We start from the raw sequence: 25646 nt of genomic DNA on the forward strand, positions 1-25646 counted from the left end.
AAGGAGTTTCCGCATGTCCGATGAAAAGCAAATCACCACCAGCGACGCCGCCATTCTGGTTGAAGGCAACCTGCTGGCCTGTGGCGCCGGTATGTCGGCGCAAAGCCGTCATGATGTAAAGAACGCCTTCCATTTCGCCACCCTGGTGGCCGACAAGGCTTTCGATGCCGAAACGCAAAGCCGCGAATGGTACGACAAGTTCGTCGATGTCATGCGTGACCTCGGCTTCACCATCCCGCGGCGTAGCTTCGAGCTGGAAACCTCGGCAGAACTGTCTGTAACCGTAGGCGCTGTCGCTGTACGAGCGATCGGTGCGGCTGGTAATGCGGTGTTGGGCGGTACCAAGCTGGGGGCGCTGGCAAAGATGGCGTTCGACAAGCTGAGCACCGTCGAACATGACACCAAGATCATCGACCACAAACGCAAGAACAAGGCGCGTGGCATGGTCGGTATGGCGGCCTGCGTCGAAACCACAAACAACGATGTGGTTTTGGTGGTGAGCTGCATCCAGGCATCTGCGCCAAAACTCGATGACGATGTCCTGGGTATCCAGTGGAAGCTGGAGAAAGCCAACTACTACGCCGGCATGGCGGTACTCACGCTCAACAACTTCGTCTACGACAAAGTCCGCGAAACCGTGGAAAACAAACTCGGCGTGCGCAGTGTCGAGAACGTTCTGCAATACGACATCTGACTGCTGGGCGGCGTCGTAGTGACGCCGCCTCATTCATTTCAGGATGACGAGGCAACACATATGGATAAAGCAGTTGAGCAACTGATGTTGATTGGCGGAACGGCATTGCTGTACCCCACAGGCATAGGCGAGATTCAGCGCCAGGCCGCTTTCGACTCGATACTCTATGCGCAGTTGGTGGCCAACCGGAACGTCGGCTCACGCTTTGACGACTATCAGGGCTGGTACCGCGCCTATCGAGAGGCATATCGCCAGCTGGGCTGGATCAAGCTGGCCAATACTCACGACTGCAAACAGCTGGGGCAACCCTCGCGTAGCACGCAGATCCAGCCACTGGAAGCATGGCTGAGGGTGCGTTCGATCCGGCAGGAGGCCGTATGGGCTGCTTTAAAGGCGGGCCTGGGCCTTTCAATCGAGAGTTTTGATCACCTGTTGAAGTTCACCGCGCAAGGGGCGGATCTGGTGATCGAGCTTGGTTTGCTCAAGCCGGGGCCGGTGCTTGAACTTTGCAGTATCACTTTGCAGTTCGATAGGCCAATCGCTGCTATCCCGCAGGATTCGTTGCTGGGTGAGCAGGCATTCAAGGGCCAAGCCGAGTTCAACGGGGTGTCTCTGATACTCGATAACGGGCGCTTCCAAGCCCATCGAGAGGAACTGCAGGCACTGATGAAGAGCAAGGATGCACAGAAAGGGTATCGCCTTGACCCTTATGCTATGGCCAGGAGCGCATCATGAATGAGAGCAGTTCAGCCGTGATCGGCGCGGGAATCGTTTCGTTCCTGCCAGGCGTTTCCGCAGTGCAGGGAAACAAGGTGAAACTGGCCTTGGCCATGGCCGAGCGCGCTACCGAGACGGCATACAAGGAAGGCTTGATCAAGGACTGGTTGACCTACTACCGCAACCAGCTCAAGTTCATGGGCTGGGACGCAGTGTCTGCCGAACAGGTGCACTGGCCAGAGGAAAGCCGCGCCAGGCAGACGGACCAGGTGCTGGCAACCATCGCGGCAACTGCCGGCGAGCATTTTGCCTCGGCAAGCAGCCGTTCCATGCAGCGTTTGTTGGCCAAGCCGTCAGCGCTGCAATCGCTTGAGCGCTATGCCTATGAGCGGCAGCATTTCCAGCTACTGCCCTGCGCACCCGCGGGAGCGAATCGGGTCGACATGGTGCTGTACCACGAAACGGACAAGCGCGAGGCGTTCCGCACGGGCTTCATCAGCCACAAACGCAGCCACACCAACGTGCGGGCGGAGCTGATTCGCTTCAACGTCCTGGCTTTCGAGCAGAGTTTCCTGCCCAAGGTGCAGGACCGTGTGGTTCAGGTCTGCCTGCAGCGCATACTGGAGTACGGTTTCTAGGGCGCCAGGTAGCCTTTGATACCGGTAAAGATGATCTGTGCGGCGAGGGCGCAGACGAACAGCCCCATCAGCCGGCTGACGATCTGCAGGCCCTGGTCGCCGAGGATGCGTTCGATGCGGTGCGAGAGGTACAGCACCAGGCCGACGGTGAAGCTGGCCAGGGCGATACTGATGATGGCCAGCACCTTGTCGTCCCAGTGCGGGTGGCCCACACCCATGACCAGCAGCGCACCAATGGTACCGGGGCCCACCGTCAGCGGGATGGTCAGCGGCACGATGGTGACGTCCTGCTGCACGTTGTCTGCCTGGACTGCCGACTTGCCTTGGGCCATGCCCAGGGCCGAGATGAACAGCACGCTGCCGGCGCCGATGCGGAAGGCGTCGGCGGTGATGCCGAAGATGCCGAAGATCGCCCGCCCGAACAGGTAAAGCAGGACACTGGCGATGAGCACGGCAATGGCCACCTTCCAGGCCAGTTGCTTGCGCTCCTTGCTGGAGTGGCCACGGGTCAGGCTGATGAAGCACGACAACACGAAGAACGGGCTGTAGAGCACGAGCATTTTGAGGTAGACGCTGAACAACTCATGCAGCATGAGCACTGATCCTTGGCAAAATGGGGGCGTGTGGGAGCGGGCTTGTGTCGCGATCGGGCTGCACGGCAGCCCCCGGCTTTCAACCTGTAGCATAGACCCAGGGGGCGCTACATCGCCTGATCGTGACAGCAGGCGCCGGCAATCATATCGGGTGTCAGCTAGGGGTATGGGCCGGGTCCACACTGGTTTCCCGATGGGTGGCCCAGTACTGGATCAACTCGCGCAGTTGCGACAACTCCACCGGCTTGGCCATGTGCCCGTCCATGCCCGCCAGGCGTGCGCGTTCCTTGTGTTCGGCAAGAATGTGCGCGGTCAGTGCCACGACCGGGGTACGCTGGCGCTGGTTGGCAGCTTCCCAGGCGCGTAACTGCTGGGTGGCGGAGAAGCCGTCGAGTATCGGCATTTCGCAATCCATCAGCACTAGGTCATAACGCTGCGCCTTCATTGCCTGCAAGGCTTCTTCGCCATTGCTGGCGGTGTCGGGCTCGAGGTTGAGCTTGCCCAGCATGCCACGGATTACCTTGGTGGAAATGCTGTTGTCCTCGGCGACCAGCACACGGAAGTCACCCGGCAGGTCCAGCGTCTGCGCCGCTCCGGGCAGGCCGGCAGGCACCGCAGGCTCGCGACCGCGCTGGGCCAGTTCTTCGGCGAGGGTGGTCTTCAGCGTGTAGCCGGCTACCGGCTTGGCGAGGATCCGCTTGACCCCGGCATTGCGTGCAATGACCTTGCTCGGTGCGTTGCTGATACCGGTGAGCATCACCACCAGGATGTCGTGGTTCAGGCTCGGGTCTTCCTTGATCTTCGCAGCCAGCTGCATGCCGGTCATGCCTGGCATGTTCTGGTCGAGCAGCACGGCATCGAAATAGTCGCGCAGGTGGGCCTTGGTGCGCAGCAGGGCCAGGGCTTCCTTGCCCGACGGCACCGCACTGACGTTCATGCCCCAGGCGCTGCACTGCTGTACCAGCACCTTGCGGCAGGTATCGTTGTCGTCCACCACCAGCACGCGGGCGTCACGCAACGGGCCGTCGAGATCGGCGGGTGGCTGCTCCAGGCGCGAAGGGTCGAGTGGTAGCGCCAGCCACAAGGTATTGCCCATGCCGCTGCTGCTCTTGATGCCGAACTCGCCTTGCATCAGGCCGATCAACTGCTTGGCAATGACCAGCCCGAGGTGGCCGCCCAGCTTGTTGCTGGACAGGAAGTGGTGGCTGTGCAGTTCGGCTTGCAGCAAGGCTTCGCGGTCGGCAGCGGGCATCGGCTCGCCGCTGTCCTGCACGGCAATGCGCAGGCGCGGTACCTCGCCCCGCTGGTCCAGTGCCACCACCAGGAGGATTTCGCCCTGGTCGGTGTTCTTCAAGGCGTTTTCCAGCAGGCTGGACAAGGCCTGACGCAGGCGTGTCGGGTCGCCGCTGATCACCCTTGGCACTTGTGGCTGGGTGAAGCTGATCAGCTCGATGTTCTGCTGCTCGGCCTTGGCGCGGAAGATGTTCAGGCAGTCCTCGACCAGCGCGTTGAGGTCGAACTGCACGTCATCCAGCTCGATCTGCCGGGACTCCAGCTTGGAGATGTCGAGAATCTCGTTGATCAGCGTGAGCAGCTCGTTGCCGGCGCTGTGAATGGTCTGCACATAGTCGCGCTGCTTGACTGACAGCGGTGTGCCCAGCAGCAGCTCGGTCATGCCCAGCACCCCGTTCATGGGGGTGCGGATTTCGTGGCTGATCTTGGCCAGGAATTCGGCCTTGGCGTTGATCTCGGCATCGCTGGCGGCCAGTGCGCGGCTGGCACTGAAGCGCTCTTCGCTGATGCGCCGCAAGCGTTCGCTGACGGCCAGGTTGAGCAGCAGGCCGCTGGCCACGGTCAAGCCCAGCAGGATGCACAGCAGCCAGGGCGTCGGGGTGCGGGTCAGGCCAAGCAGCGCTGGCAGCAGCACCAGGCCACCGAGGTTGAACACCACCATGGCCAGGCAGAACACCCGCGCGGGCGCATACCCCTTGTACCAGTGGTAGCTGCTGACCAGCAGCATGCTGATGCTGCCCAGGGCCATCAGGGCGTAGGTCATCAGGTTCAGCGGCAAGGTGTCGACGAACAGCAGTACCAACCCGCTGACGCCAACTACCAGCATGTCACCCTGTAGCAGGCGATTCAGCCGCGGCGAGTTGCACGGCGAGAAGAAATGCTGGGTGAAATAAAGCCCCGCCAGACCGGCCAGGACCAGCGTCAGATAGGCGGCAGGGGTCTGTGCACTGTGCCAGACGTGCCACCAGGGGCCGCTGAGGTTCAGCAGGATCAGGCCGCTGAGCAGCATCAGGCCATGGTAGAGCGCCAGAATCAGGGCGGTGCTGGAGCGGCTGTAAAAGAAGCGGATCAGGTTGTGCATGATCAGCATCACCAGGCCGCCAAACAGCATGCCGAACAGCAGAGGCTGGCGTTGGTCGGAAGCGGCCACGGCCGCAGGCTCCAGGCTGATGGCCGGGCGCAGCTGATGCTCGGAGACCAGGCGCAGGTAAATGTCCAGCGGTTGCTTGCTGTTGGGCAGGGGCAGTACATGGTCGCTGCCACGCAGGGTCGGGCTGGCATTGCCAGCCTGGCGACCATGGTGCAGCTGACGCAGAAACTGGTCGCCTTCAAGGGCGTAAAGGTCCAGGCCAGACAGGTCCGGGGCAAAAACCCGCAGCAGTTGTTCCTGTTCAGCGGGGTCCAGGCGGTAGTGCAGCCACAGGGCTTGGTCCGCAGGCGCGGCATCCAGGTCGGTGAGGGCCAGCGGGCTGAACTGGTTGCGGTAACGCTCGGAGCGCACGTCACTCAGCTGCAGGTTGGCCTGTTCGTCAAGCAGCACAGTCCAGCCTCCATCATGTTCGGCTGCAGCCGGGAACATGCAGAGCAGGGTCAGCAAGCTGACGATCAGAGCTGAGGCAATCCGAAGCCGACGCACAACGAAATCCCTTCTTAGCCTAGGTGCCAGGTGCTAACTATGCGCGGCGCGCCAAGTCGAAGGCAAGGCCCGGGCGGGGCCGTGTCGACGAGCCGGGTGCCGTGCGCCCGGGTTTTTACCGCCCGGGGCGTCACGGCGCTCCGGTAGTGCTTATTGCTGGTGCTCACCGCGCTCGCGGGCGATTGCCCGGTAGCCGATGTCGGTACGGTAGAAACTGCCGTTCCAGCTGACTTCCTTGGCCAGGCGGTAGGCCTGCTGTTGGGCGTCGGCCACGCTGGCACCCATGGCGGTGGCGCACAGCACGCGGCCACCGTTGGTGACTACCTGACCGTCTTTCAGCGAAGTACCGGCATGGAATACCTTGCCTTCGATCTTCGCCGCTGCATCCAGGCCGTTGATCACGTCACCCTTGGCGTAGTCGCCCGGGTAACCGCCGGCAGCCAGCACCACGCCCAGGCTCGGGCGTGGGTCCCACTGGGCTTCGACCTTGTCCAGCGCCTTGGCGAATGCCGCCTCGACCAGCAGCACCAGGCTCGACTCCAGGCGCAGCATGACCGGCTGGGTTTCCGGGTCGCCGAAGCGGCAGTTGAACTCGATGACCTTGGGGTTGCCCGCCTTGTCGATCATCAGGCCGGCGTAGAGGAAGCCGGTGTAGACATTGCCTTCCGCGGCCATGCCACGCACGGTCGGCCAGATCACCTGGTCCATCACGCGCTGGTGCACCTCGGCGGTGACCACCGGGGCAGGGGAGTAGGCACCCATGCCGCCGGTGTTCGGGCCGGTGTCCTTGTCGCCGACGCGCTTGTGGTCCTGGCTGGTGGCCATTGGCAGCACATTGTGGCCATCGACCATGACGATGAAGCTGGCTTCCTCGCCGTCGAGGAACTCTTCGATCACCACGCGCGAACCGGCGTCACCGAAGGCATTGCCGGCCAGCATGTCGCGTACGGCGGCTTCGGCTTCCTCGAGGGTCATGGCAACGATCACGCCTTTGCCGGCGGCCAGGCCATCGGCCTTGATCACGATCGGTGCGCCTTTTTCCCGCAGGTAGGCCAGGGCTGGCTCGATTTCGGTGAAGTTCTGGTAGTCGGCGGTCGGAATCTTGTGCCGGGCCAGAAAATCCTTGGTAAAGGCCTTGGAGCCTTCCAGCTGGGCCGCGCCCTTGGTCGGGCCGAAGCAGTCCAGGCCACGGCTGCGGAACAGGTCGACGACACCGGCCACCAATGGCGCTTCCGGGCCGACGATGGTCATTTGCACGTTCTTTTCGGCGAAGTCGGCCAGTTGTTCCAGCGCGGTGACGTCGATGGCGACATTCTCGCACTTGGCTTCGGTGGCGGTGCCGGCGTTGCCCGGGGCAACGAAGACTTTCTCGACGCGTGGGTCCTGGGCGACTTTCCAGGCCAGGGCGTGCTCACGACCGCCGCTGCCGATGATCAAAACTTTCATGTCAAAACCTCGAGTTCTTTCGGGCGAGAGGCAAAACCTCACGCTGTACGAGGTCGCAATGAAGCAGGTAGATGCAAGGCGGGGCCGGTTTCGATGAGCGGAGTTGCCTTCTGGCAATGAGCATCAGCGAAACCGGCCCCAACGCAGCAGATGCCTGCTTCAGTGCGGCCGATTGCCGTAAATCAGTGGCGGAAGTGGCGCATACCGGTGAAGACCATGGCGATGCCGGCTTCGTCAGCGGCAGCAATCACCTCGGCATCGCGCATCGAGCCACCTGGCTGGATCACGGCGCTGATACCCACTTTAGCTGCGTTGTCGATGCCATCACGGAACGGGAAGAACGCGTCCGATGCCATGACGGCACCCTGCACCTGCAGGCCGGCATGCTCAGCCTTGATGGCTGCGATGCGAGCGGAGTTGACGCGGCTCATCTGGCCGGCACCGACGCCGATGGTCTGGCGCTGCTTGGCGTAGACAATGGCGTTGGACTTGACGAACTTGGCCACTTTCCAGGCGAATACCAGGTCGTGGATCTCTTGCTCGGTCGGCGCACGCTTGGTAACGATCTTCAGGTCATCAGCGCTGATCATGCCGATATCGCGGCTCTGCACCAGCAGGCCACCGTTGACGCGCTTGAAGTCCCAACCGGCAGCGCGCTCGGCTGGCCACTCGCCGCACTCCAGCAGGCGTACGTTCTGCTTGGCAGCAACCACGTCGCGGGCGGCCTGGGAGATTTTCGGTGCGATGATCACTTCGACGAACTGGCGGTCGACAATGGCTTTGGCGGTTTCGCCATCCAGTTCGCGGTTGAAGGCGATGATGCCGCCGAATGCCGACTCGGTGTCGGTGGCGTAGGCCAGGTCGTAGGCCTTGCGGATGCCGCCTTCTTCTTCAGGCACCACGGCAACGCCGCACGGGTTGGCGTGCTTGACGATGACGCAGGCCGGCTTGACGAAGCTCTTCACGCATTCCAGCGCAGCGTCGGTGTCGGCCACGTTGTTGAACGACAGCTCCTTGCCCTGCAACTGGATGGCAGTGGAAACGCTGGCTTCACCCTTCTTCGCTTCGACGTAGAACGCCGCGCTCTGGTGCGGGTTCTCGCCGTAGCGCATTTCCTGGGCCTTGACGAACTGGCTGTTGAAGGTGCGCGGGAACTCGCTGCGGCCTTCGGTGCTCAGGGTCTCTTTGGCCTGGTCGATGGTGCCCATGTAGTTGGCGATCATGCCGTCGTAGGCAGCGGTGTGCTCGAACGCCTTGAGCATCAGGTCGAAGCGCTGGGCGTAGGTCAGGCCGCCGGCCTTGAGGCCTTCGATGACGCTGGCATAGTCGCTGGCGTTGACCACGATGGCCACGTCCTTGTGGTTCTTGGCTGCCGAACGGACCATGGTCGGGCCGCCGATGTCGATGTTCTCGATGGCGGTCGGCAGGTCACAGCCAGGCTTGGAAATGGTCGCCTCGAACGGGTACAGGTTGACCGCCACCAGGTCGATCGGCTTGATGCCGTGCTCGTTCATGATGGCGTCGTCGACGCCGCGACGGCCGAGAATGCCGCCGTGGATTTTCGGGTGCAGGGTCTTGACCCGGCCATCCATCATTTCGGCGAAGCCGGTGTAGTCGGCCACTTCCACCGCATTGACGCCGTTGTCCTTGAGCAGCTTGTAGGTGCCGCCGGTGGACAGGATCTCGACACCGAGCTGCTGCAGCTCACGGGCGAATTCGAGGATACCGGTCTTGTCGGAGACGCTGATCAGGGCGCGGCGGACTGGCAGGCGGGTAGTCTGGTCGGTCATTTCGGGTTCCAATAACGCGGTGGAGTCAGCAAAAAAGGCGCCTCTGTTCAGGGAGCCGCCTTTTCTGGTTGGGATTCTGGCTTACAACAAGTCGTACTGCTTGAGCTTCTTGCGCAGGGTACCTCGGTTCAGCCCGAGCATCTCGCTGGCCTTGGTCTGGTTGCCCTTCACGTAGTTCATCACGCTTTCGAGCAGGGGCGCCTCGACTTCGGAGAGCACCAGGTTGTACACGTCCGTGACGGTCGCGCCTTCCAGGTGGGCGAAGTAGTTGTGCAGCGCCTTCTCGACGCTGTCGCGAAGGGTCTGGCCCTCTTCGCTCGGCGTGTTCAGGTGCTGTTTCAGGTTGGCGTTGTCGCTCACGGGCGTTGTTCCACTCACAAATGTCTCGGTCATCATCGTCATGCGGCCACCCCTTGTCCGTCCTCTGTCTCAAGGCTCTGTCGACGTTCGCTGAAAAACGCACGAACGTTGGCGCACTGCGCTTGTGTGTCTTCCAAAGCGTTGAACCGGGCGCGAAACTCCTTGCCGCCGGGTCGTGTTGCCAGGTACCAGCCAACGTGCTTGCGGGCGATACGTACGCCCATCACATCGCCATAGAAGGCATGCAGCGCGGCCAGATGTTCCAGCAGGATGCGTTCCACTTCCTCCAGCTGCGGTGCCGGCAGGTGTTCGCCGGTGCGCAGGTAATGCTCGATCTCGCGAAAGATCCACGGCCGCCCCTGGGCAGCCCGGCCAATCAGCAGGCCATCGACGCCGGTGGCGTCCAGTACCGCCCGGGCCTTTTCTGGCGAAGTGATATCGCCGTTGGCAAAAACCGGGATCGACACCGCCTGCTTGATGGCAGCGATGGTGTCGTATTCGGCTTCGCCGGTATACAGGTCGGCACGTGTGCGGCCATGTACCGCCAGCGCCTGGATGCCGGCCTGTTCGGCGATTTTCGCCACGTTCAGGCCGTTCTTGTTCGCCCGGTCCCAACCGGTGCGAATCTTCAGGGTCACCGGAACGTCCACTGCGCCGACCACGGCGTGGAGGATCTCGCTGACCAGGGCTTCATCTCTCAATAAAGCAGAGCCTGCAGCTTTGTTGCAGACTTTTTTTGCCGGGCAACCCATGTTGATATCGATGATCTGGGCACCCGCTTCGACGTTGGCGCGTGCCGCCGCTGCCATCATCTGCGCATCACCGCCGGCGATCTGCACCGAGCGTGGCTCGGGATCACCTTCATGGATGCGGCGCAGGCTCGACTTGCGGCTGTTCCACAGGCTCATGTCGCTGGAGACCATTTCCGACACCACCATGCCGGCGCCCAGGCGCTGGCAAAGTGTCCGGAAAGGCTGGTCCGTGACCCCGGCCATGGGCGCGAGGATCAGGTTGTTACGTAGTGTGTATTGGCCGATGCGTACCGCCGACATAGGTGATCCCTGTTGTGGGGCCGAATCTTGGAGTTCGAAAAAGGGTTGGCATGATACCCGCTCTCGGTGACCGGATAAAGATGGGTTTGGATAAAATCTGAACAGTTGTCGGCTTATGCCATTTGGTATGAGGCAGGGTTTGGGGCTGCCTTGCAGCCCTCTCGCGACACGAGGCCGCGGCTACAGGCGAACGCGCTCTCCTGTAGGGGCGGCTTTGCGTCGCGAAGGGGCGCAAAGCGCCCCCACCGGCACGATGTTCATTCCGGCGAACGGAAACTGAGGCTGTAGTTGACTGCCTTCGGCCCGGGGTCAAGGATGTCCAGGGCAATATGGATCGGAGTCTGGCTGGGCATTTCGCCACGCCCGGCCAGTTCCCCGGAGAGATACTCGCTGGGCTTGAAGCGCCGGCTGGCGATCAGCTGGCCATTGAGGTCGGCAAAGCGCAGCTCCAGCAGCGGGAACGGCTGGGCGAACGGCGCGCGGTTGTAGATGATCGCATCGACGATCAACGCGCCCTTGAAGTCCGGGTGGCTGCGCACCACCAGGTTGCTGCTCTTGATCCGGGCGATATCGACGCGAGTCGGGACTTCGCAGCCGACCAACGGGCAGATTTGCTGGAAGAGCGGCCGGTACTGGTCCTGACGGGCCATTTCGTCGAAGTGGAACCACACGTACTGAAACGCCAGCAAGCCGGCGGCGAGCACGGTCAGAAAGCCCCACAGCAGGCGCTTGCCCCAGTTCGGTGCGGGTTTCTCCCAGCCCAGCTGCAATGGGTCGTCGACCACGTCGACCAGCGGCTCCTTGCGTGTCTGGCGCTCTGGCTTGGCGGCCAAGCCTGGTTCCAGGCGTTCGCCGGGCAGCGGCTCGACAGTGTCGTCATCGTGCGCCGACAGGCTCAGCGTCAGAGGTTCATCGTCGCGCGCGCTCAGGCCTTTTTCCGGGATGTTGTCATCGTCGGCACGCAGCGGTTCGGCGAAGGCGGGGTGGTCATCGTCGGCGGCATGGCGTACCGGCGGCTCATCGTCGAGGTCCAGCTCCAGGTTGCCGCCCAGGGTCGGCTCGGTGCGCTCGCCCGGGGCAGGTTCGGGATCCAGCTCCAGCGGCTGCAGCACCGGGGCCGGCTCATCTGCCTGTGGTGGTTCGAAGGGTTCATCGGTGGCCGTGCCGAACAGGTCGTCGGCGTGCTCGTCCGGCTGCAATTCGTCGCGCCTTGCCTGCAGCCCGCCATCCTGCTCGGCGGGGCGCGCCGCTGCTGGCTGGCCGCGACGCTCCAGGCGCTCCAGCTCCTTGTCGAGGTCGAGGGCGTCCAGCGCCTGGGCCGTAAGCGCCCAGTCCTGATCTGGCGCACTGCTGCGCTCGGTGACATCCGCGCCTGGCAAGACGGTTGGCTTGGCCACCGGCTCGTCAGGCACTTTCGGCGCCGGTTCCGCGACCACAGGTGCACTCGCCGTGCTGGCGCGATTCTGCTCCAGCAACTGCCTGGCAGCGTTGAATACCTGCAGGCAATGGCCGCAGCGCACTACGCCGCGAGCCACGCTCAGTTGGTGGTGAGTGACGCGAAAGCTAGTCTGGCAATGCGGGCACTGGGTGACGAAACTGTCGGTCATGCGGCAATCCGGGAACTGTGCAGAAAAGTATTCTAGGCCGGCTTAATGGCGGCGACCACTGATGCGTACCCAGCCGTCGCGCACGACAATCGGGTCCAGCTCGAAGTCGGCGGCATAGGCCGCGGCCACTTCTTCACCCTGTTCGGCCAGGATGCCCGACAGCGCCAGCAGGCCCCCGGGGCGGACCAGGCCGGACAGCTGCGGCGCCAGCGACACCAGCGGGCCGGCGAGGATGTTGGCGACCAGTACGTCAGCCTGCATCGCCGGCATGTCCTCGGGCAGGTACAGCGCCAGCTTTTCATCGGCGATGCCGTTGCGCTGGGCGTTGTCGCGCGAGGCCTCGATAGCCTGCACATCGATGTCGGTACCGACCGCCTCGCGGGCGCCCAGCAGCAGCGCGGCGATGGCCAGGATGCCCGAGCCGCAGCCGAAGTCCAGCACCTGGGTGCCTTCCAACTGCTGGCCGTCGAGCCATTCCAGGCACAGGGCGGTGGTCGGGTGGGTGCCGGTGCCGAACGCCAGGCCCGGGTCGAGCAGCAGGTTCACCGCGTCCTTTTCCGGGGCTTCGTGCCAGCTGGGCACGATCCACAGCCGGCGGCCGAAGCGCATCGGCTGGAAGTTGTCCATCCAGCTGCGTTCCCAGTCCTGGTCCTCGATCACCTCTGCCTGGTGCTCGGGCAGCTCGGCACCGGTCAGCAGGCGCAGGTGGGAAAACACCTGCTCGGGCTCGGCATCGGCCTCGAACAGGGCGAGCAGGTGGGTGTGCGACCACAACGGGGTGGTGTTGAGGTCTGGCTCGAAGATCGGTTGATCCTCGGCGTCCATGAACGTGACCGAGACAGCGCCTACTTCGAGCAGGGCGTCTTCGTAGGTTTCGGCTTGTTCCGGGCTGATGGCCAGGCGTACTTGCAGCCAGGGCATGGCGGGCACCTTTGGTAAATCGACAGGGGCAGCCCCAGGCTGCGCGAAGGCTGGCAGTTTACGCGAGTGCGGGGGATTTGTGGATCGGCTTGGGTAGGGGGGCGGGTAGCGCCCCCAGAATTCATCAGACAAAACAGAGGGACAGCGACTCGGCTATGTAGGCAGGCTTGGCTTCGCCATCGATCTCCAGGGTGGCAACCGCCTTGAGCAGCCATTGCCCCGGCTTCTTCTCCTGCACCTCGGCCAGCTCCACCTTCAGCCGCACCTGGCTGTCGACCTTGACCGGCTGGATGAAGCGCACGCTGTCCAGCCCATAGTTCACCACCATCTTCAACCCCTGGGGCAGGACCAGGATGTCCTCGATCAGCTTGGGAATCAGCGACAACGTCAGGAAACCGTGGGCGATGGTGCAGCCGAACGGAGTCTGCGCCGCCTTGACCGGGTCCACATGGATGAGCTGGAAGTCGCCCGTGGCTTCGGCGAACAGGTTGATGCGCTGCTGGTCGATCTTCAGCCAGGCCGAGCGGCCCAGTTCCTTACCAACGTACTGCGAAAGCTCTGTAACCGGTACATGGGGCATCGCGAACTCTCCAAAGTGTCAGTTGGTACGGAAGTACAAGATCAGCACGGCGAACCGTTTCAGTCAAGTTGACTGCTTTTCGGCGAATATCGGTAGATTGCGGCCACATGCTTATAATGGCGGCCATGCACGAGGGAGATGCTTATGCTGTTGCGTGGTCTGACCTGGCTGGTGTTGTTCCAGCTGCTGGGCACGGCGATCAACCACCTGTTGGTGCCATTTCTGCCGGGGCCGATCATCGGCCTGTTGTTGCTGCTGTGCTTTCTCATGGCTCGCGGTGAGGTTGGCAAGCCGCTGAACGAGGCGGCCAGCAGCCTGCTGCGCTACCTGCCGCTGCTGCTGGTGCCGCCAGCCGTGGGGGTGATGGTGTATGCCCGGGCTATCGCTGCCGATTTCTGGGCGATTGTCGGGGCGTTGCTGCTTTCCTGTCTGGCGACCCTGGTGTTTGTCGGGGTGCTGATGCAGAAACTCATCCATCGCCAGGGGCAGCGTGAGGAGCGGCCATGATGCTTGACTGGCAGGGTGCGCTCGACGCGGTGGTACACCACCCCTTGTTCGGTATCGGAATTACCCTCGGTGCCTATCAGGTGGTGCTCGCCGCCTACGAGAAGACCCGCTGGATCTTCCTGCAGCCGGTGCTGGTGTCGATGTTGCTGGTGATCGGTGTGTTGCTGTTGTTCGGCATCGACTACCGCGAATACCGCAAGAGCACGGAGATCATGAACATCCTGCTCGGGCCTGCCACCGTGGCCCTGGCCGTGCCGCTGTACCTGAACCTGCGGCGTATCCGGCAGCTGTTCTGGCCCATCTTTACTACGCTGGTAATCGGAGGCCTGTTTGCCACGCTGTTCTGTCTGGTGCTGGGCTGGTGGTTCGGTGCCGAACACATGATCCTCATGACCATGGCGCCGAAGTCGGTGACCTCGCCGATCGCCATGCTGGTGGCCGAACAGATTGGCGGGGTGGCGGCCCTGGCGGCGGTGTTCGTGTTGATCACCGGGGTGATCGGGGCAATCTTCGGCCCGGCGCTGCTGAGCCGCTGCGGCGTGCACAGCCCCGAGGCGCGCGGCATGGCGTTGGGGGTGACCGCGCATGCCGTGGGCACTTCGGTGGCCCTGCAGGAAAGTGACGAATGCGGCGCCTTTGCCGCGCTGGCGATGAGCCTGATGGGGGTGGCCACGGCAGTATTCCTGCCGCTGGCGGTCAGCCTGGTGGCTTGAGGACTTGTAATGACGCTACCGCTGTTTCCGCTCAATACCGTGCTGTTTCCTGGCTGCTTTCTCGATCTGCAGATTTTCGAGGCGCGCTACCTGGACATGATCGGCCGCTGCATGAAGCAGGGCGAAGGTTTTGGCGTGGTGTGCATCCTGGAAGGCGAACAGGTCGGCAAGGCGCCGCCGGTGGTGGCCTCGATCGGCTGCGAGGCGGTGGTCCGCGATTTCGTGCAGCAGGATAACGGTTTGTTGGGTATTCGCGTCGAAGGTGTGCGGCGCTTCAGTCTGGAAAGCACCGAGGTGCAGAAGGACCAGCTGCTGTTGGGGCAGGTGCAATGGTTGCCGGAGCAGGCAGACAGCCCGTTGCTCGAAGCCGACGACGACCTGCTGGCGTTGCTGGTAGCGCTGGGCGAGCACCCGATGGTCGAAGCCCTGGACATGCCGCGCCCAGTGGACGGGCGACAGGCGCTGGCCAACCAGTTGGCGTACCTGTTGCCGTTCATGGAAGAGGACAAGCTGGATTTGCTGACCCTCGACTCGCCGCAGCAGCGGTTGGGGGAAATCCAGAAGCTGCTGGAGCGGATTCAGGGTGAATTGTTTGCCTGATAGTGGTGTGTTGCCAGTGCCGGCCTTTTCGCGGGTAAACCCGCTCCCACAGAGATAGCGCCGTTCTCAGGCTTGATGCAGTACCTGTGGGAGCGGGTTTACCCGCGAAGAGGCCGATAAAGCCGACATCAATACTGATACCGCAGCAAAGCCTGCGGCAATGCATGCATGGCAAAGAACGCCAGCAACGCGATGCACGCCGGTAGTACCAGCCACCACACCCGCAGCGGCAAGGCCGGCAGGGTCTGCTGCCGCTGCACCAAGGCCAGGCTCAGCGCGCATACGCAGCATGCCAGCAGGGCCCCGGCGAGAATGTCGGTCGGCCAGTGCGCCCCCAGATAAACCCGCGACAGGGCGATCGCCAGTGCCGGAATGCAGCCCAGCGTGACCCAGGTCAGGCGCATCCGTGGCGGCTGGCTGCGCCCGGCCAGCACGGCCAGCACCAGAAAGAACGCAAACGATGCCGAACTGTGCCCGCTGGGCATGCTGTAGCTGGTCAAGGGGTCGCTGAGTACTTCAGGGCGGGCCCGGGCGAACAACCATTTCAGCGTGCCGTTGGCAACCGCCGTGCCCATCAGCGCGCCTGCGGCGAACAGGGCATGACGCCATTGCCGGGCTAGCAGGAGCAGACCGGTCAACAGGCCGCCCAGGACCAGCTGGGTGCGGAAATCGCCCAGCCGGGTCACCACTACCACGGCGCCATCGATAGCCTGGCTACGGTGCTCCTGCACCAGTGTCATCACGCCCTGGTCGAATTCGTGCAGGTAGGGCCAGCCCAGGAACACCCCGGCCAGAGCGACGAAACTCATGCCGGCGATCAGCCGGGTGCCGTGGCGTTGGTCGCGAATGCTGGTGTTCAGGCTCAAGCCGATGATCACTGCCAGGGTGCCGGCGATGATGCCAGCATCCAGCCAGAAGCCTTCCGGCAATGGCAGGCGCATGGCTGCGCCCGTGGCCCAGCCGGGCAGCAGGTAGGCCACCGACCAGCCCGCGCCGGCCACCAGGCTGACGGCGATGAAGCGCGGCAGCGGCATGTCGAACATGCCGGCGACCATCGGCAGCATGGGGCGCAGCGGCCCGATGAAGCGCCCTACCAGCAGGCTGGCGATGCCGTAGCGCTGGAAATAGGCTTCGGCGCTACCAATCCATTCCGGATGGTGGCGCAGCAACGGCAGGCGGCGGATGTTCTGGTGGAAATGCTTGCCCACTGCATAGGATATGGCGTCGCCGAGCAGGCCACCGAGAAAGCCCAGCAGCAGCGTTTCGCCCAGGCCGAAGGCACCGCTGCCGGCCAGCACCGCGACCGCGAACAGCAGGACGGTGCCTGGCACGATGATGCCGGCGATGGCCAGGCATTCGATGCAGGCCACCAGGAAAATTGCCAGGCCAAGCCACTGCGGGTTGGCGCTGAGCCAGCCGGTCAGGCTGTCAAGCCATTGGCCCATGGTTCAGCTTCCTTGTTCGAGAATGAAGAAGTCGCGGCCTTCGACTTGGCCGCGACGCAACGGGTTCCGCGTGCAGAAACGGGCGTATTCGGCGTCGACGAAACGGTAGGGCAGATGTTCGTCGCGGCCATGCGGGATGCCCAGGCGGGCTGTCTGGATGACCCGCGGCACGGCGATGCCGCAATCCTCCACATACAGGCGTTCGGGGTCGAAGCGCCGGGCGTCCCACTGCGGCACTTTCAGGCCGAGGGCGCGGCACAGCAGCGTCTGCCCGGCGCACAGGCGCTCGGCTGGGCGCAGGTTGCCGCTGGCGTTGGGATTGTTCAGTTGCATCTGCGCCAGGCTGTTCGGCCCCGAGACGGTATCCTGCCAAGGATAGGCGGACTTGATCAGCACCGCGTTGCCCGGCCCGTGGGCACTGAAGTTCAGCGAGTCGCCGCCACGCGCGTAGTACATGTAGATATGCCCGCCATCGAGGAACAGCGCCTTGCGCTTTTCGGTGTAGCCGAGCGAGGCGTGGCTGCCTTTGTCGGTGAGGTAGTAGGCCTCGGTCTCGATGATCCGTGCGGCCAGCCACAGGTTGCCGTGGCGGTGACGAATGACTTTGCCCAGCAAGGCCTTGGCCAGGGTCTGGGCGTCGCGGTCGAAAAAGCTGTCGGGCAGTACTGGCATGCGGGCAGTTCGCGGCTGGGAAGGCGGGGATGATAGCAATGAATGGCTTAATCGAGGCTGAATCGGATGCGATGTCGCTAGCACCGGCCGCTTTGCCGTAACAGGTGGAAGATTTTTCGATAACCCTGGTTACATCTTTTCTACAGGAGACTGCCGCCCATTTTCGACCATCCGCCACCCACCGCTGGGCGTATACCTGCGCGGCAGTTATAATCAGCCGATTTCCCCTTCGCCAAGACACCGAACCCATGACTGAGTCCGTTCTTGACTACATGATCCGCCTGGGTCGCGCTGCCCGCGAGGCTTCCCGGGTGATCGGTCGTGCCAGCACCGCGCAGAAGAACCGCGCCCTGCAGGCTGCCGCCGACGCGCTGGATGCCGCCCGCGCCGAGCTGACTGCCGCCAACGAGCTGGACCTGGCTGCCGGCCGCGCCAACGGCCTGGAGCCGGCACTGCTCGACCGTCTGGCACTCACCCCGGCGCGTATCGACGGCATGATCACCGGCCTGCGCCAGGTCGCCAGCCTGCCGGACCCGGTCGGTGCCATCCGCGACATGAGCTACCGCCCATCGGGTATTCAGGTAGGCAAGATGCGCACGCCGCTGGGGGTGATCGGGATCATCTACGAATCGCGTCCGAACGTGACCATCGATGCCGCCAGCCTGTGCCTGAAGTCGGGCAACGCGACCATCCTGCGTGGTGGCTCCGAAGCCATCCACTCCAACCGCGCGATTGCCACCTGCATCCAGCGTGGCCTGGCGGCAGCCGGCCTGCCGGCGGCGGTGGTGCAAGTGGTCGAGACCACCGACCGCGAGGCCGTGGGTGCGCTGATCAGCATGCCGGAGTACGTCGACGTCATCGTGCCGCGCGGTGGCCGAGGCCTGATCGAGCGCATCAGCCGTGATGCCCGCGTGCCGGTGATCAAGCACCTGGATGGCATCTGCCATATCTATGTCAGCCAGCATGCCGACCTGGACAAGGCCTGGCGCGTGGCGTTCAACGCCAAGACCTACCGCTACGGCATCTGTGGCGCCATGGAGACCCTGCTGGTCGACCAGCAGGTGGCCGAGCGTTTCCTGCCGGAGATGGCCCGCCGCTTCCATGAGAAGGGCGTAGAGCTGCGTGGCTGCGAGCGCACCCGGGCGATCATCGACGCCCGGCCGGCCACCGAGGCCGACTGGCACACCGAATACCTGGATGCGATCCTGTCGATCCGTGTGGTCGACGGCCTGGACCAAGCCATCGAGCACATCAACCACTATGGCTCGCACCACACCGATTCGATCATCAGCGAACACCAGGGCGAAGCGCGCCAGTTCATGGCCGAAGTCGACTCGGCGTCGGTCATGCTCAATACCCCGACCTGCTTCGCCGACGGCTTCGAGTACGGCCTGGGTGCCGAGATCGGTATTTCCACCGACAAGCTGCATGCCCGCGGCCCGGTCGGCCTGGAAGGCCTGACTTGCGAGAAGTACGTGGTGATCGGCGATGGCCAGCTGCGCGGCCAGGAGTCCTGCTGAGTTGAGCAAGGCCCAGGCAGTCCGGCGCATCGGCATTCTCGGCGGCACCTTCGACCCGGTGCACATCGGCCACTTGCGCAGCGCGCTGGAAGTGGCCGAGTTCATGGGGCTGGACGAGCTGCGCCTGTTGCCCAATGCCAGGCCGCCGCACCGCGACACCCCGCAAGTGGCCGCCGAGGACCGCCTGGCCATGGTGCAAGGCGCCGTGCAGGGCGTGCCCTGCCTGAGCGTGGATGCCCGTGAGCTGGCGCGCGACAAGCCGTCGTACACCATCGATACACTGGAATCGATCCGTGCCGAGCTCGCCGCCAACGACCAGCTGTTCCTGGTGCTGGGCTGGGATGCCTTTTGCGGCCTGCCCGCCTGGCACCGCTGGGAAGAATTGCTGCAACACTGTCACATCCTGGTACTGCAACGCCCGGATGCCGACGTAGAACCCCCTGACGAGCTGCGCAACCTGCTGGCTGCGCGCTCGGAGAGCGATCCCACCGCCATGTCCGGCCCGGCGGGAAACATTTCGTTCGTCTGGCAGACGCCGCTTGCGGTGTCGGCTACACAGATCCGACAGCTGCTGGCCAGCGGCAAGTCGGTGAGGTTCCTGGTGCCGGACGCCGTACTGGCCTACATCGAGGCGCACGAACTGTATCGTGCGCCTAACTGACGGTGCCTCTGGCATCATCCAACGAGTTGAACGAGTTTTATATGACCAAGCAGAAAATCCACGGCGAAGAACTGGTCGCCCTGACCAAGGCAGCGCTGGAAGACGTCAAGGCCCAGGACATCCAGGTCATCGACGTGCGCGACAAGCACAGCCTGACCGATTACATGATCATTGCCACCGGTACCTCCAACCGCCAGATCAACGCGATGCTGGAAAAGGTTCGCGAAGCAGTCAAGGCCAAGGGCGCCCAGCCGCTGGGCGAGGAAGGCAAGGGCGACAGCGACTGGGTGTTGCTGGACCTGAACGACGTCATCGTGCACATGATGACCGCCGCTGCCCGCCAGTTCTACGACCTGGAACGCCTGTGGCAAGGTGCCGAGCAAAGCCGTGCCGCCGATGGCAAGCACCACAGCCCTGACCAGGCCCACGAGTACTCCGAAAAGCTCAAGGACCGGGAATAAGGAAAGCGCTGTGCGTCTGCGCCTGATCGCGGTCGGCTCGCGCATGCCGAAGTGGGTCGAGGAAGGCTGGCATGAGTATGCCAAGCGCCTGCCCGCCGAGCTGTCGCTGGAGCTGGTGGAAATCCCGCTGAATACCCGTGGCAAGAATGCCGATGTCGCCCGCCTGATTCGTCAGGAGGGCGAGGCCATGCTGAGCAAGGTTCAGCCGGGGGAGCGCATCGTCACCCTCGAAGTCCATGGCAAGCCCTGGAGTACCGAGCAACTGGCGACCGAGCTGGACCGCTGGCGCCTGGACGCGCGCACGGTGAATTTGATGGTGGGCGGCCCGGAGGGCCTGGCGCCTGAGGTCTGCGCGCGCGCCGAGCAACGCTGGTCGCTGTCGCCATTGACCCTGCCGCACCCGTTGGTAAGGATACTCATCGGCGAGCAGATCTACCGCGCCTGGACCGTGTTGTCCGGGCATCCTTACCACAAATGAACCTGTAAGCAGCCCGATGTCGCAGCCGATCCGTCTCAAGGACCACGAGAAAGACGCCCGCCTGGTGCGCAACCGCGTCGTGGTCGGCGCAGTGGCGATCGTCCTGCTTGTCTGCGTGCTGATCGCGCGGCTGTATTACCTGCAGATCATCCAGTACGACTACCACTCGACACTCTCGGAGAACAACCGGGTGCATGTGCAGCCGATCCCGCCGACCCGCGGGCTGATCTTCGACCGGAACGGGGTGATCGTTGCCGACAACCGTCCCAGCTTCAGCCTGTCCGTAACTCGCGAACGTGCGGGTAACTGGCAGGAAGTGCTGGATAACATAGTCGAAGTGCTGGAGCTGACCGCCGACGACCGCGCCCTGTTCGAAAAGCGCATGCGCCAGGGCCGCCGGCCGTTCGAGCCGGTGCCGATCCTGTTCGAGCTCAACGAAGAGCAGATCGCCCGCGTGGCCGTGAACCAGTTCCGCCTGCCGGGTGTGGAAGTGGTGGCCCAGCTGGTGCGGCATTACCCCCAGGGCGCGCACTTTGCGCATTCGGTGGGGTACGTGGGGCGGATCAACGAGAAGGAGCTGAAAACGCTCGACCCGGTGAACTACAGCGGCACCCACCACATTGGCAAGACCGGCATCGAGCGGTTCTACGAAGACGCCCTGCATGGCCAGGTCGGCTACGAGGAAGTCGAGACCAATGCCCGTGGCCGCGTGTTGCGCGTGCTCAAGCGTACCGACCCGAAACCGGGCAAGGACATCGTGCTGAGCCTCGACATCAAGCTGCAGGAAGCCGCCGAGGCTGCCCTGGGTGGCCGACGTGGTGCAGTGGTGGCGCTTGATCCGCGTACTGGCGAAGTGCTTGCGATGGTCAGCCAGCCCAGCTTCGACCCCAACCTGTTCGTCACCGGCATTGGTTTCAAGGCCTATGCCGAGCTGCGCGACTCGATCGACCGGCCGCTGTTCAACCGCGTGCTGCGCGGCCTGTACCCGCCGGGTTCGACAATCAAGCCGGCCGTGGCCATTGCCGGCCTGGACAGTGGCGTGGTCAATGCCGGTAGCCGGGTGTTCGACCCGGGCTATTACCAACTGCCGAACTACGACCACAAGTACCGTAACTGGAACCGCACCGGCGATGGCTGGGTCGACCTGGATACCGCGATCATGCGCTCCAACGACACCTACTTCTACGACCTGGCGCACAAGATGGGCATCGACCGGCTGTCCAGCTACATGAACAAGTTCGGCATCGGCCAGCGGGTTTCCCTGGACATGTTCGAGGAATCCGCCGGGCTCATGCCGTCGCGTGAATGGAAGCGCGCCACCCGCCGTCAGGCCTGGTTCCCCGGCGAAACCCTGATTCTTGGTATCGGCCAGGGCTACATGCAGGCCACGCCGCTGCAACTGGCCCAGGCCACCGCGCTGATCGCCAACAAGGGGGTGTGGAACCGCCCGCACCTGGCCAAGACCATCGAAGGCCAGCCGCCAGTGGACGAAAACCCCATGGACAACATCGTGCTGCGTGACAAGTCCGACTGGGCCAAGGTCACCCATGGCATGGAGCAGGTGATGCACAACGCCCGCGGTACCGCGCGCAAGGCAGCCATCGGTGCGCAGTACCGCATCGCCGGCAAGAGTGGTACCGCCCAGGTGGTGGCGATCAAGCAGGGCGAGAAATACGACCGCAACAAGCTCCAGGAGCGCCACCGCGACCATGCCCTGTTCGTCGCCTTTGCCCCGGCCGACGATCCGAAGATCGTGGTATCGGTGATGGTCGAAAACGGTGAGTCGGGCTCGGGCGTCGCCGCACCGGTGGTACGTCAGGTGATGGACGCCTGGCTGCTCGACGAAAACGGCCGGCTCAAGCCCGAGTTCGCGCCCGCCACCGTTACCCAGGAATCCGCCCTGTGATGAACAATTTCGACCGCATGCTCTCCAGCGAGGATGTGATGCGTCGGCGCGCCAGCTTTCTGCAGCGCATCCATGTCGACGGCCCTCTGCTGGTCATTCTGCTGACTCTCGCGGCGGGCAGCCTGTTCGTGTTGTACTCGGCCAGTGGCAAGAACTGGGACCTGCTGCTCAAGCAGGCCACCTCGTTCGGCATCGGCCTCGCCTCGATGTTCGTCATTGCCCAACTGGAGCCTCGGTTCATGGCACGCTGGGTGCCGCTGGCCTACCTGGTCGGGGTGATGCTGCTGGTGGTGGTGGACGTGATGGGCCACAACGCCATGGGCGCCACGCGCTGGATCAACATCCCCGGGGTGATTCGCTTCCAGCCCTCCGAGTTCATGAAGATCATCATGCCGGCGACCATCGCCTGGTACCTGTCCAAGCGCACCTTGCCGCCGCATCTCAAGCACGTGGCGATCAGCCTGGTGCTGATTGGCGTGCCGTTCATCCTCATCGTGCGCCAGCCCGACCTGGGCACCGCGCTGCTGATTCTCGCCTCCGGTGCCTTCGTGCTGTTCATGGGCGGGCTGCGCTGGCGCTGGATCCTCAGCGTGCTGGCAGCGGCGGTCCCGGTGGCGGTGGCGATGTGGTTCTTCGTCATGCACGACTACCAGAAACAGCGGGTCCTGACCTTCCTCGATCCGGAAAGCGACCCGTTGGGTACCGGCTGGAACATCATCCAGTCCAAGGCGGCGATCGGCTCGGGCGGTGTGTTCGGCAAGGGCTGGCTGCTGGGTACCCAGTCGCACCTGGACTTCCTGCCGGAAAGCCACACTGACTTCATCATTGCCGTGCTCGGTGAGGAATTCGGCCTGGTCGGCATCTGCCTGTTGCTGATTGTCTACCTGCTGCTGATCGGCCGCGGCCTGATGATCACTGCCCAGGCCCAGACCCTGTTTGGCAAGCTGCTGGCCGGCAGCCTGACCATGACCTTCTTTGTATATGTGTTCGTCAATATCGGGATGGTCAGCGGCCTTCTGCCCGTAGTGGGCGTGCCGCTGCCCTTCATCAGCTATGGCGGAACTTCGTTGGTGACGCTGCTGTCAGCGTTTGGCGTTCTGATGTCGATCCACACGCACCGCAAATGGATCGCACAGGTTTGAATAAGGTGAAGAATTTCATGCAAGCAGTGCGTAACTGGGCTGCCCGTTGTGCGCCGTGGATCGGCGCGGTGGGCCTGTTCGGCGCTGTACAGCTGGCCCACGCCGGCGATTATCGGGACTCGCCGCAGGTGGCCCGGTTCGTTGGCGAACTGAGCCGTGACTATGGTTTTGCCCCTGAACAGCTGATGGCTGTATTCGGTGAGGTGCAACGCAAGCAGTCGATCCTCGATGCCATTTCGCGCCCGGCCGAACGGGTAAAGCCGTGGAAGGACTACCGGCCGATGTTCATCACCGACGCGCGCATCGCCCGTGGTGTGGATTTCTGGCGCCAGCACGAGGCGGCACTGGCCCGTGCCGAGCAGGAATACGGCGTGCCGGCGCAGTACATCGTCGCGATCATTGGCGTGGAAACCTTCTTCGGTCGTAACACCGGCAACTACCGGGTGATCGACGCCCTGTCGACCCTGGGCTTCGATTACCCGCCACGGGCCGAGTTCTTCCGCAAGGAGCTGCGCGAGTTCCTGCTGCTGTCACGTGAGGAGCAACTCGACCCGTTGACGCTCAAAGGCTCCTACGCCGGCGCCATGGGCTTGCCACAGTTCATGCCGAGCAGCTTCCGCAACTTTGCGGTGGACTTCGACGGCGACGGCCACATCAATATCTGGAACAACCCGGACGATGCTATCGGCAGCGTTGCCAGCTATTTCAAGCGCCACGGCTGGGTGGCCGGCGAAGGCGTGGTCAGCCGCGCCTGGGTCGACGGCGGGCGGGCCGACGAAGGCCTGACCACCGGCATCGAGCCGGTGAAGACGGTAGGGGAGTTGCGCGCGCTTGGCTGGTCGGTTCATGATTCGTTGCGCGATGATCTGCCGGTTACCGCCTTCCGGCTCGAGGGCGACAATGGCCCCGAATACTGGATGGGCCTGAAGAACTTCTACGCGATCACTCGCTACAACCGCAGCGTGATGTATGCCATGGCGGTGCATCAGCTATCGGAACAGCTGGTTCAAGCACGGGGCGTCAAGTAATGCGCGCAATCATCTCTACCAACGCTTTCAAGCTGCTGACCTGTATCACCGTTGGCGTGCTGCTGGCCAGCTGTTCATCCAATCGCCCGGCCCATCAAGGCAGCGGTAATGTAGTGCGCACCCAGCCCGGCCTGGACATCAACCGGGCGCACAAGGACGGCGCGCCGTGGTGGGACGTGGATGTGAGCAAGATCCCCGATGCCACGCCGACCGTGCATACCGGCAACTACAAGGCCAACCCCTACACGGTGCTGGGTAAGACCTACTACCCGATGCAGGACGCGCGCAACTATCGCGCCGAGGGGACTGCGTCGTGGTATGGCACCAAGTTCCACGGCCAGAACACCGCCAACGGCGAGCTCTACGACCTTTACGGCATGAGTGCGGCGCACAAGACCCTGCCGCTGCCGGCCTACGTGCGGGTAACCAACCTGGCCAACGGCCGCAGCGTGATCCTGCGGGTGAATGACCGTGGGCCGTTCTATTCCGATCGCATCATCGACCTGTCCTACGCGGCGGCGAAAAAACTCGGTTACGCCGAGATCGGCACGGCGCATGTGCGTGTCGAGGGCATCGACCCGCAGCAATGGTGGGCGCAGCGTGGCCAGACGCCGCCAATGGTGCTGAAAGAGCCGCAAGTGGCCCAGACCCAGGCGAACCCGGCCAGCACCGGGCGCGTCGAGCAATGGACCCCGCCACCGCAACAGCACGCGGCACCGGTGGTGCCGGTGCAGGTGGGGGGCAACAACGTGCCGGGCAACAGTGGCGGCAGCTTCCTGCAGGTGGGCGCCTTCGCCAACCCGGACGCCGCCGAACTGCTGCGCTCCAAGCTCAGCAGCATGGTGAGTGCGCCGGTGTTCATCAGCTCGATCGTGCGCAACCAGCAGACCTTGCACCGCGTGCGCCTGGGGCCGATCAGCAGCCAGGGCGAGATCCAGCAGGCGCAGGACAGCATCCGCCTGGCGAACCTGGGGCAGGCCAAGCTGGTCACAGCTGACTGACCGCGTTGCCTTCTTCGCGGGCACGCCCGCTCCCACAGGGGCATGCGAAACCCTGTGGGAGCGGGCGTGCCCGCGAAGAAGGCAACACCAAACTGTCGGTTTTGTCATGAATTGCCGGGCGCAGGCATGTACAATGTCGGCTTTTGCCCGCAGCGACATAACGCCGCATTTTGCCGGGCCAGGCC

The 25646-nt window shown here is 63.6% G+C and carries 25 protein-coding genes; 14 read left to right on the forward strand and 11 right to left on the reverse strand.

Annotation, left to right across the window (positions count from 1 at the left end; all coding sequences use genetic code 11):
- Positions 1–13: 13 nt before the first annotated feature.
- The 3 genes from QSV36_RS03110 to QSV36_RS03120 are packed head-to-tail and all read left to right on the forward strand — an operon-like array spanning position 14 to position 2049.
- A complete protein-coding gene (locus tag QSV36_RS03110; protein ID WP_289129733.1) occupies positions 14–694 on the forward strand; it encodes a hypothetical protein in 681 nt (226 codons plus the stop codon).
- Between the two features lie 60 nt (positions 695–754).
- Positions 755–1429, forward strand: coding sequence for a hypothetical protein (locus tag QSV36_RS03115; protein ID WP_289129734.1), 675 nt, complete (start codon positions 755–757; stop codon positions 1427–1429).
- Complete coding sequence (locus tag QSV36_RS03120) at positions 1426–2049, forward strand: hypothetical protein (RefSeq protein ID WP_289129736.1); 624 nt, start codon at positions 1426–1428, stop codon at positions 2047–2049. The genes QSV36_RS03115 and QSV36_RS03120 overlap by 4 nt, the downstream gene beginning before the upstream one ends.
- Here the strand turns inward: QSV36_RS03120 and tspR are convergent.
- From tspR to QSV36_RS03165, 9 genes are all read right to left on the reverse strand, one after another.
- Complete coding sequence (gene tspR / locus QSV36_RS03125; RefSeq protein ID WP_289129868.1) at positions 2046–2639, reverse strand: type III secretion system genes modulator TspR; 594 nt, start codon at positions 2637–2639, stop codon at positions 2046–2048. The two genes, QSV36_RS03120 and tspR, sit on opposite strands and share 4 nt — an antisense overlap.
- A gap of 157 nt (positions 2640–2796) precedes the next feature.
- Positions 2797–5571 (reverse strand): hybrid sensor histidine kinase/response regulator, encoded by a 2775-nt coding sequence (locus tag QSV36_RS03130; protein WP_289129737.1) that lies wholly within the window; start codon positions 5569–5571, stop codon positions 2797–2799.
- A 150-nt stretch (positions 5572–5721) separates the two neighbouring features.
- The gene (gene purD, locus QSV36_RS03135; protein WP_289129738.1) at positions 5722–7017 is read right to left on the reverse strand and encodes a phosphoribosylamine--glycine ligase; all 1296 of its coding nucleotides are present in this window, start codon (positions 7015–7017) and stop codon (positions 5722–5724) included.
- Positions 7018–7199: 182 nt separating this feature from the next.
- Positions 7200–8807, reverse strand: coding sequence for a bifunctional phosphoribosylaminoimidazolecarboxamide formyltransferase/IMP cyclohydrolase (gene purH / locus QSV36_RS03140; protein ID WP_289129740.1), 1608 nt, complete (start codon positions 8805–8807; stop codon positions 7200–7202).
- Positions 8808–8888: 81 nt separating this feature from the next.
- On the reverse strand, positions 8889–9209 hold the full coding sequence (gene fis, locus QSV36_RS03145) for a DNA-binding transcriptional regulator Fis (RefSeq protein ID WP_012274390.1): 321 nt from the start codon (positions 9207–9209) through the stop codon (positions 8889–8891).
- The gene (gene dusB / locus QSV36_RS03150) at positions 9206–10219 is read right to left on the reverse strand and encodes a tRNA dihydrouridine synthase DusB (RefSeq protein WP_289129742.1); all 1014 of its coding nucleotides are present in this window, start codon (positions 10217–10219) and stop codon (positions 9206–9208) included. The genes fis and dusB overlap by 4 nt, the downstream gene beginning before the upstream one ends.
- A gap of 257 nt (positions 10220–10476) precedes the next feature.
- Positions 10477–11826: a DUF3426 domain-containing protein gene (locus tag QSV36_RS03155; protein WP_289129744.1), complete on the reverse strand. Its 1350-nt coding sequence runs from the start codon at positions 11824–11826 to the stop codon at positions 10477–10479.
- A gap of 42 nt (positions 11827–11868) precedes the next feature.
- Positions 11869–12747, reverse strand: a complete 879-nt coding sequence (gene prmA / locus QSV36_RS03160) for a 50S ribosomal protein L11 methyltransferase (RefSeq protein ID WP_289129746.1) — start codon at positions 12745–12747, stop codon at positions 11869–11871.
- Positions 12748–12871: 124 nt separating this feature from the next.
- Entirely contained in the window at positions 12872–13327 is a 456-nt protein-coding gene (locus tag QSV36_RS03165) for a MaoC family dehydratase (protein ID WP_289129748.1), read from the reverse strand.
- A 144-nt stretch (positions 13328–13471) separates the two neighbouring features.
- On the opposite strand from QSV36_RS03165, the gene QSV36_RS03170 reads away from it, so the two are divergent.
- From QSV36_RS03170 to QSV36_RS03180, 3 genes are read left to right on the forward strand one after another with little or no spacing between them, the layout of a single operon-like run.
- Positions 13472–13834, forward strand: coding sequence for a CidA/LrgA family protein (locus tag QSV36_RS03170; RefSeq protein ID WP_289129750.1), 363 nt, complete (start codon positions 13472–13474; stop codon positions 13832–13834).
- Complete coding sequence (locus tag QSV36_RS03175; RefSeq protein WP_289129751.1) at positions 13831–14547, forward strand: LrgB family protein; 717 nt, start codon at positions 13831–13833, stop codon at positions 14545–14547. Before QSV36_RS03170 ends, QSV36_RS03175 begins: the two co-directional genes overlap by 4 nt.
- A 9-nt stretch (positions 14548–14556) precedes the next feature.
- Positions 14557–15147, forward strand: a complete 591-nt coding sequence (locus tag QSV36_RS03180) for an LON peptidase substrate-binding domain-containing protein (protein WP_289129753.1) — start codon at positions 14557–14559, stop codon at positions 15145–15147.
- Positions 15148–15275: 128 nt separating this feature from the next.
- On the opposite strand, the gene QSV36_RS03185 is transcribed toward QSV36_RS03180, so the two are convergent.
- Entirely contained in the window at positions 15276–16592 is a 1317-nt protein-coding gene (locus QSV36_RS03185) for a bifunctional DedA family/phosphatase PAP2 family protein (RefSeq protein WP_289129756.1), read from the reverse strand.
- Positions 16593–16595: 3 nt separating this feature from the next.
- Positions 16596–17264: a DNA-3-methyladenine glycosylase gene (locus QSV36_RS03190; protein WP_289129759.1), complete on the reverse strand. Its 669-nt coding sequence runs from the start codon at positions 17262–17264 to the stop codon at positions 16596–16598.
- Between the two features lie 248 nt (positions 17265–17512).
- Here QSV36_RS03190 and QSV36_RS03195 point away from each other — a divergent pair, with 248 nt between their 5' ends.
- The 8 genes from QSV36_RS03195 to QSV36_RS03230 are packed head-to-tail and all read left to right on the forward strand — an operon-like array spanning position 17513 to position 25461.
- Positions 17513–18784 (forward strand): glutamate-5-semialdehyde dehydrogenase, encoded by a 1272-nt coding sequence (locus QSV36_RS03195; protein ID WP_289129762.1) that lies wholly within the window; start codon positions 17513–17515, stop codon positions 18782–18784.
- A complete protein-coding gene (gene nadD, locus QSV36_RS03200; RefSeq protein ID WP_289129765.1) occupies positions 18753–19445 on the forward strand; it encodes a nicotinate-nucleotide adenylyltransferase in 693 nt (230 codons plus the stop codon). The genes QSV36_RS03195 and nadD overlap by 32 nt, the downstream gene beginning before the upstream one ends.
- Before the next feature lie 41 nt (positions 19446–19486).
- The gene (gene rsfS, locus QSV36_RS03205) at positions 19487–19906 is read left to right on the forward strand and encodes a ribosome silencing factor (protein WP_170032886.1); all 420 of its coding nucleotides are present in this window, start codon (positions 19487–19489) and stop codon (positions 19904–19906) included.
- A 10-nt stretch (positions 19907–19916) separates the two neighbouring features.
- The gene (gene rlmH, locus QSV36_RS03210) at positions 19917–20384 is read left to right on the forward strand and encodes a 23S rRNA (pseudouridine(1915)-N(3))-methyltransferase RlmH (protein WP_003249722.1); all 468 of its coding nucleotides are present in this window, start codon (positions 19917–19919) and stop codon (positions 20382–20384) included.
- Positions 20385–20400: 16 nt separating this feature from the next.
- Positions 20401–22290, forward strand: a complete 1890-nt coding sequence (mrdA, locus tag QSV36_RS03215; protein WP_289129770.1) for a penicillin-binding protein 2 — start codon at positions 20401–20403, stop codon at positions 22288–22290.
- A gap of 38 nt (positions 22291–22328) precedes the next feature.
- On the forward strand, positions 22329–23432 hold the full coding sequence (gene rodA, locus QSV36_RS03220; protein WP_225780751.1) for a rod shape-determining protein RodA: 1104 nt from the start codon (positions 22329–22331) through the stop codon (positions 23430–23432).
- Positions 23433–23449: 17 nt separating this feature from the next.
- Positions 23450–24460, forward strand: a complete 1011-nt coding sequence (gene mltB / locus QSV36_RS03225) for a lytic murein transglycosylase B (protein ID WP_289129771.1) — start codon at positions 23450–23452, stop codon at positions 24458–24460.
- Positions 24460–25461, forward strand: coding sequence for a septal ring lytic transglycosylase RlpA family protein (locus QSV36_RS03230; protein WP_289129773.1), 1002 nt, complete (start codon positions 24460–24462; stop codon positions 25459–25461). Before mltB ends, QSV36_RS03230 begins: the two co-directional genes overlap by 1 nt.
- The last annotated feature ends 185 nt before the right edge of the window (positions 25462–25646 follow it).

The sequence above is a fragment of the Pseudomonas sp. BCRC 81390 genome, from assembly GCF_030341915.1.
Classification (GTDB): Bacteria; Pseudomonadota; Gammaproteobacteria; order Pseudomonadales; family Pseudomonadaceae; genus Aquipseudomonas.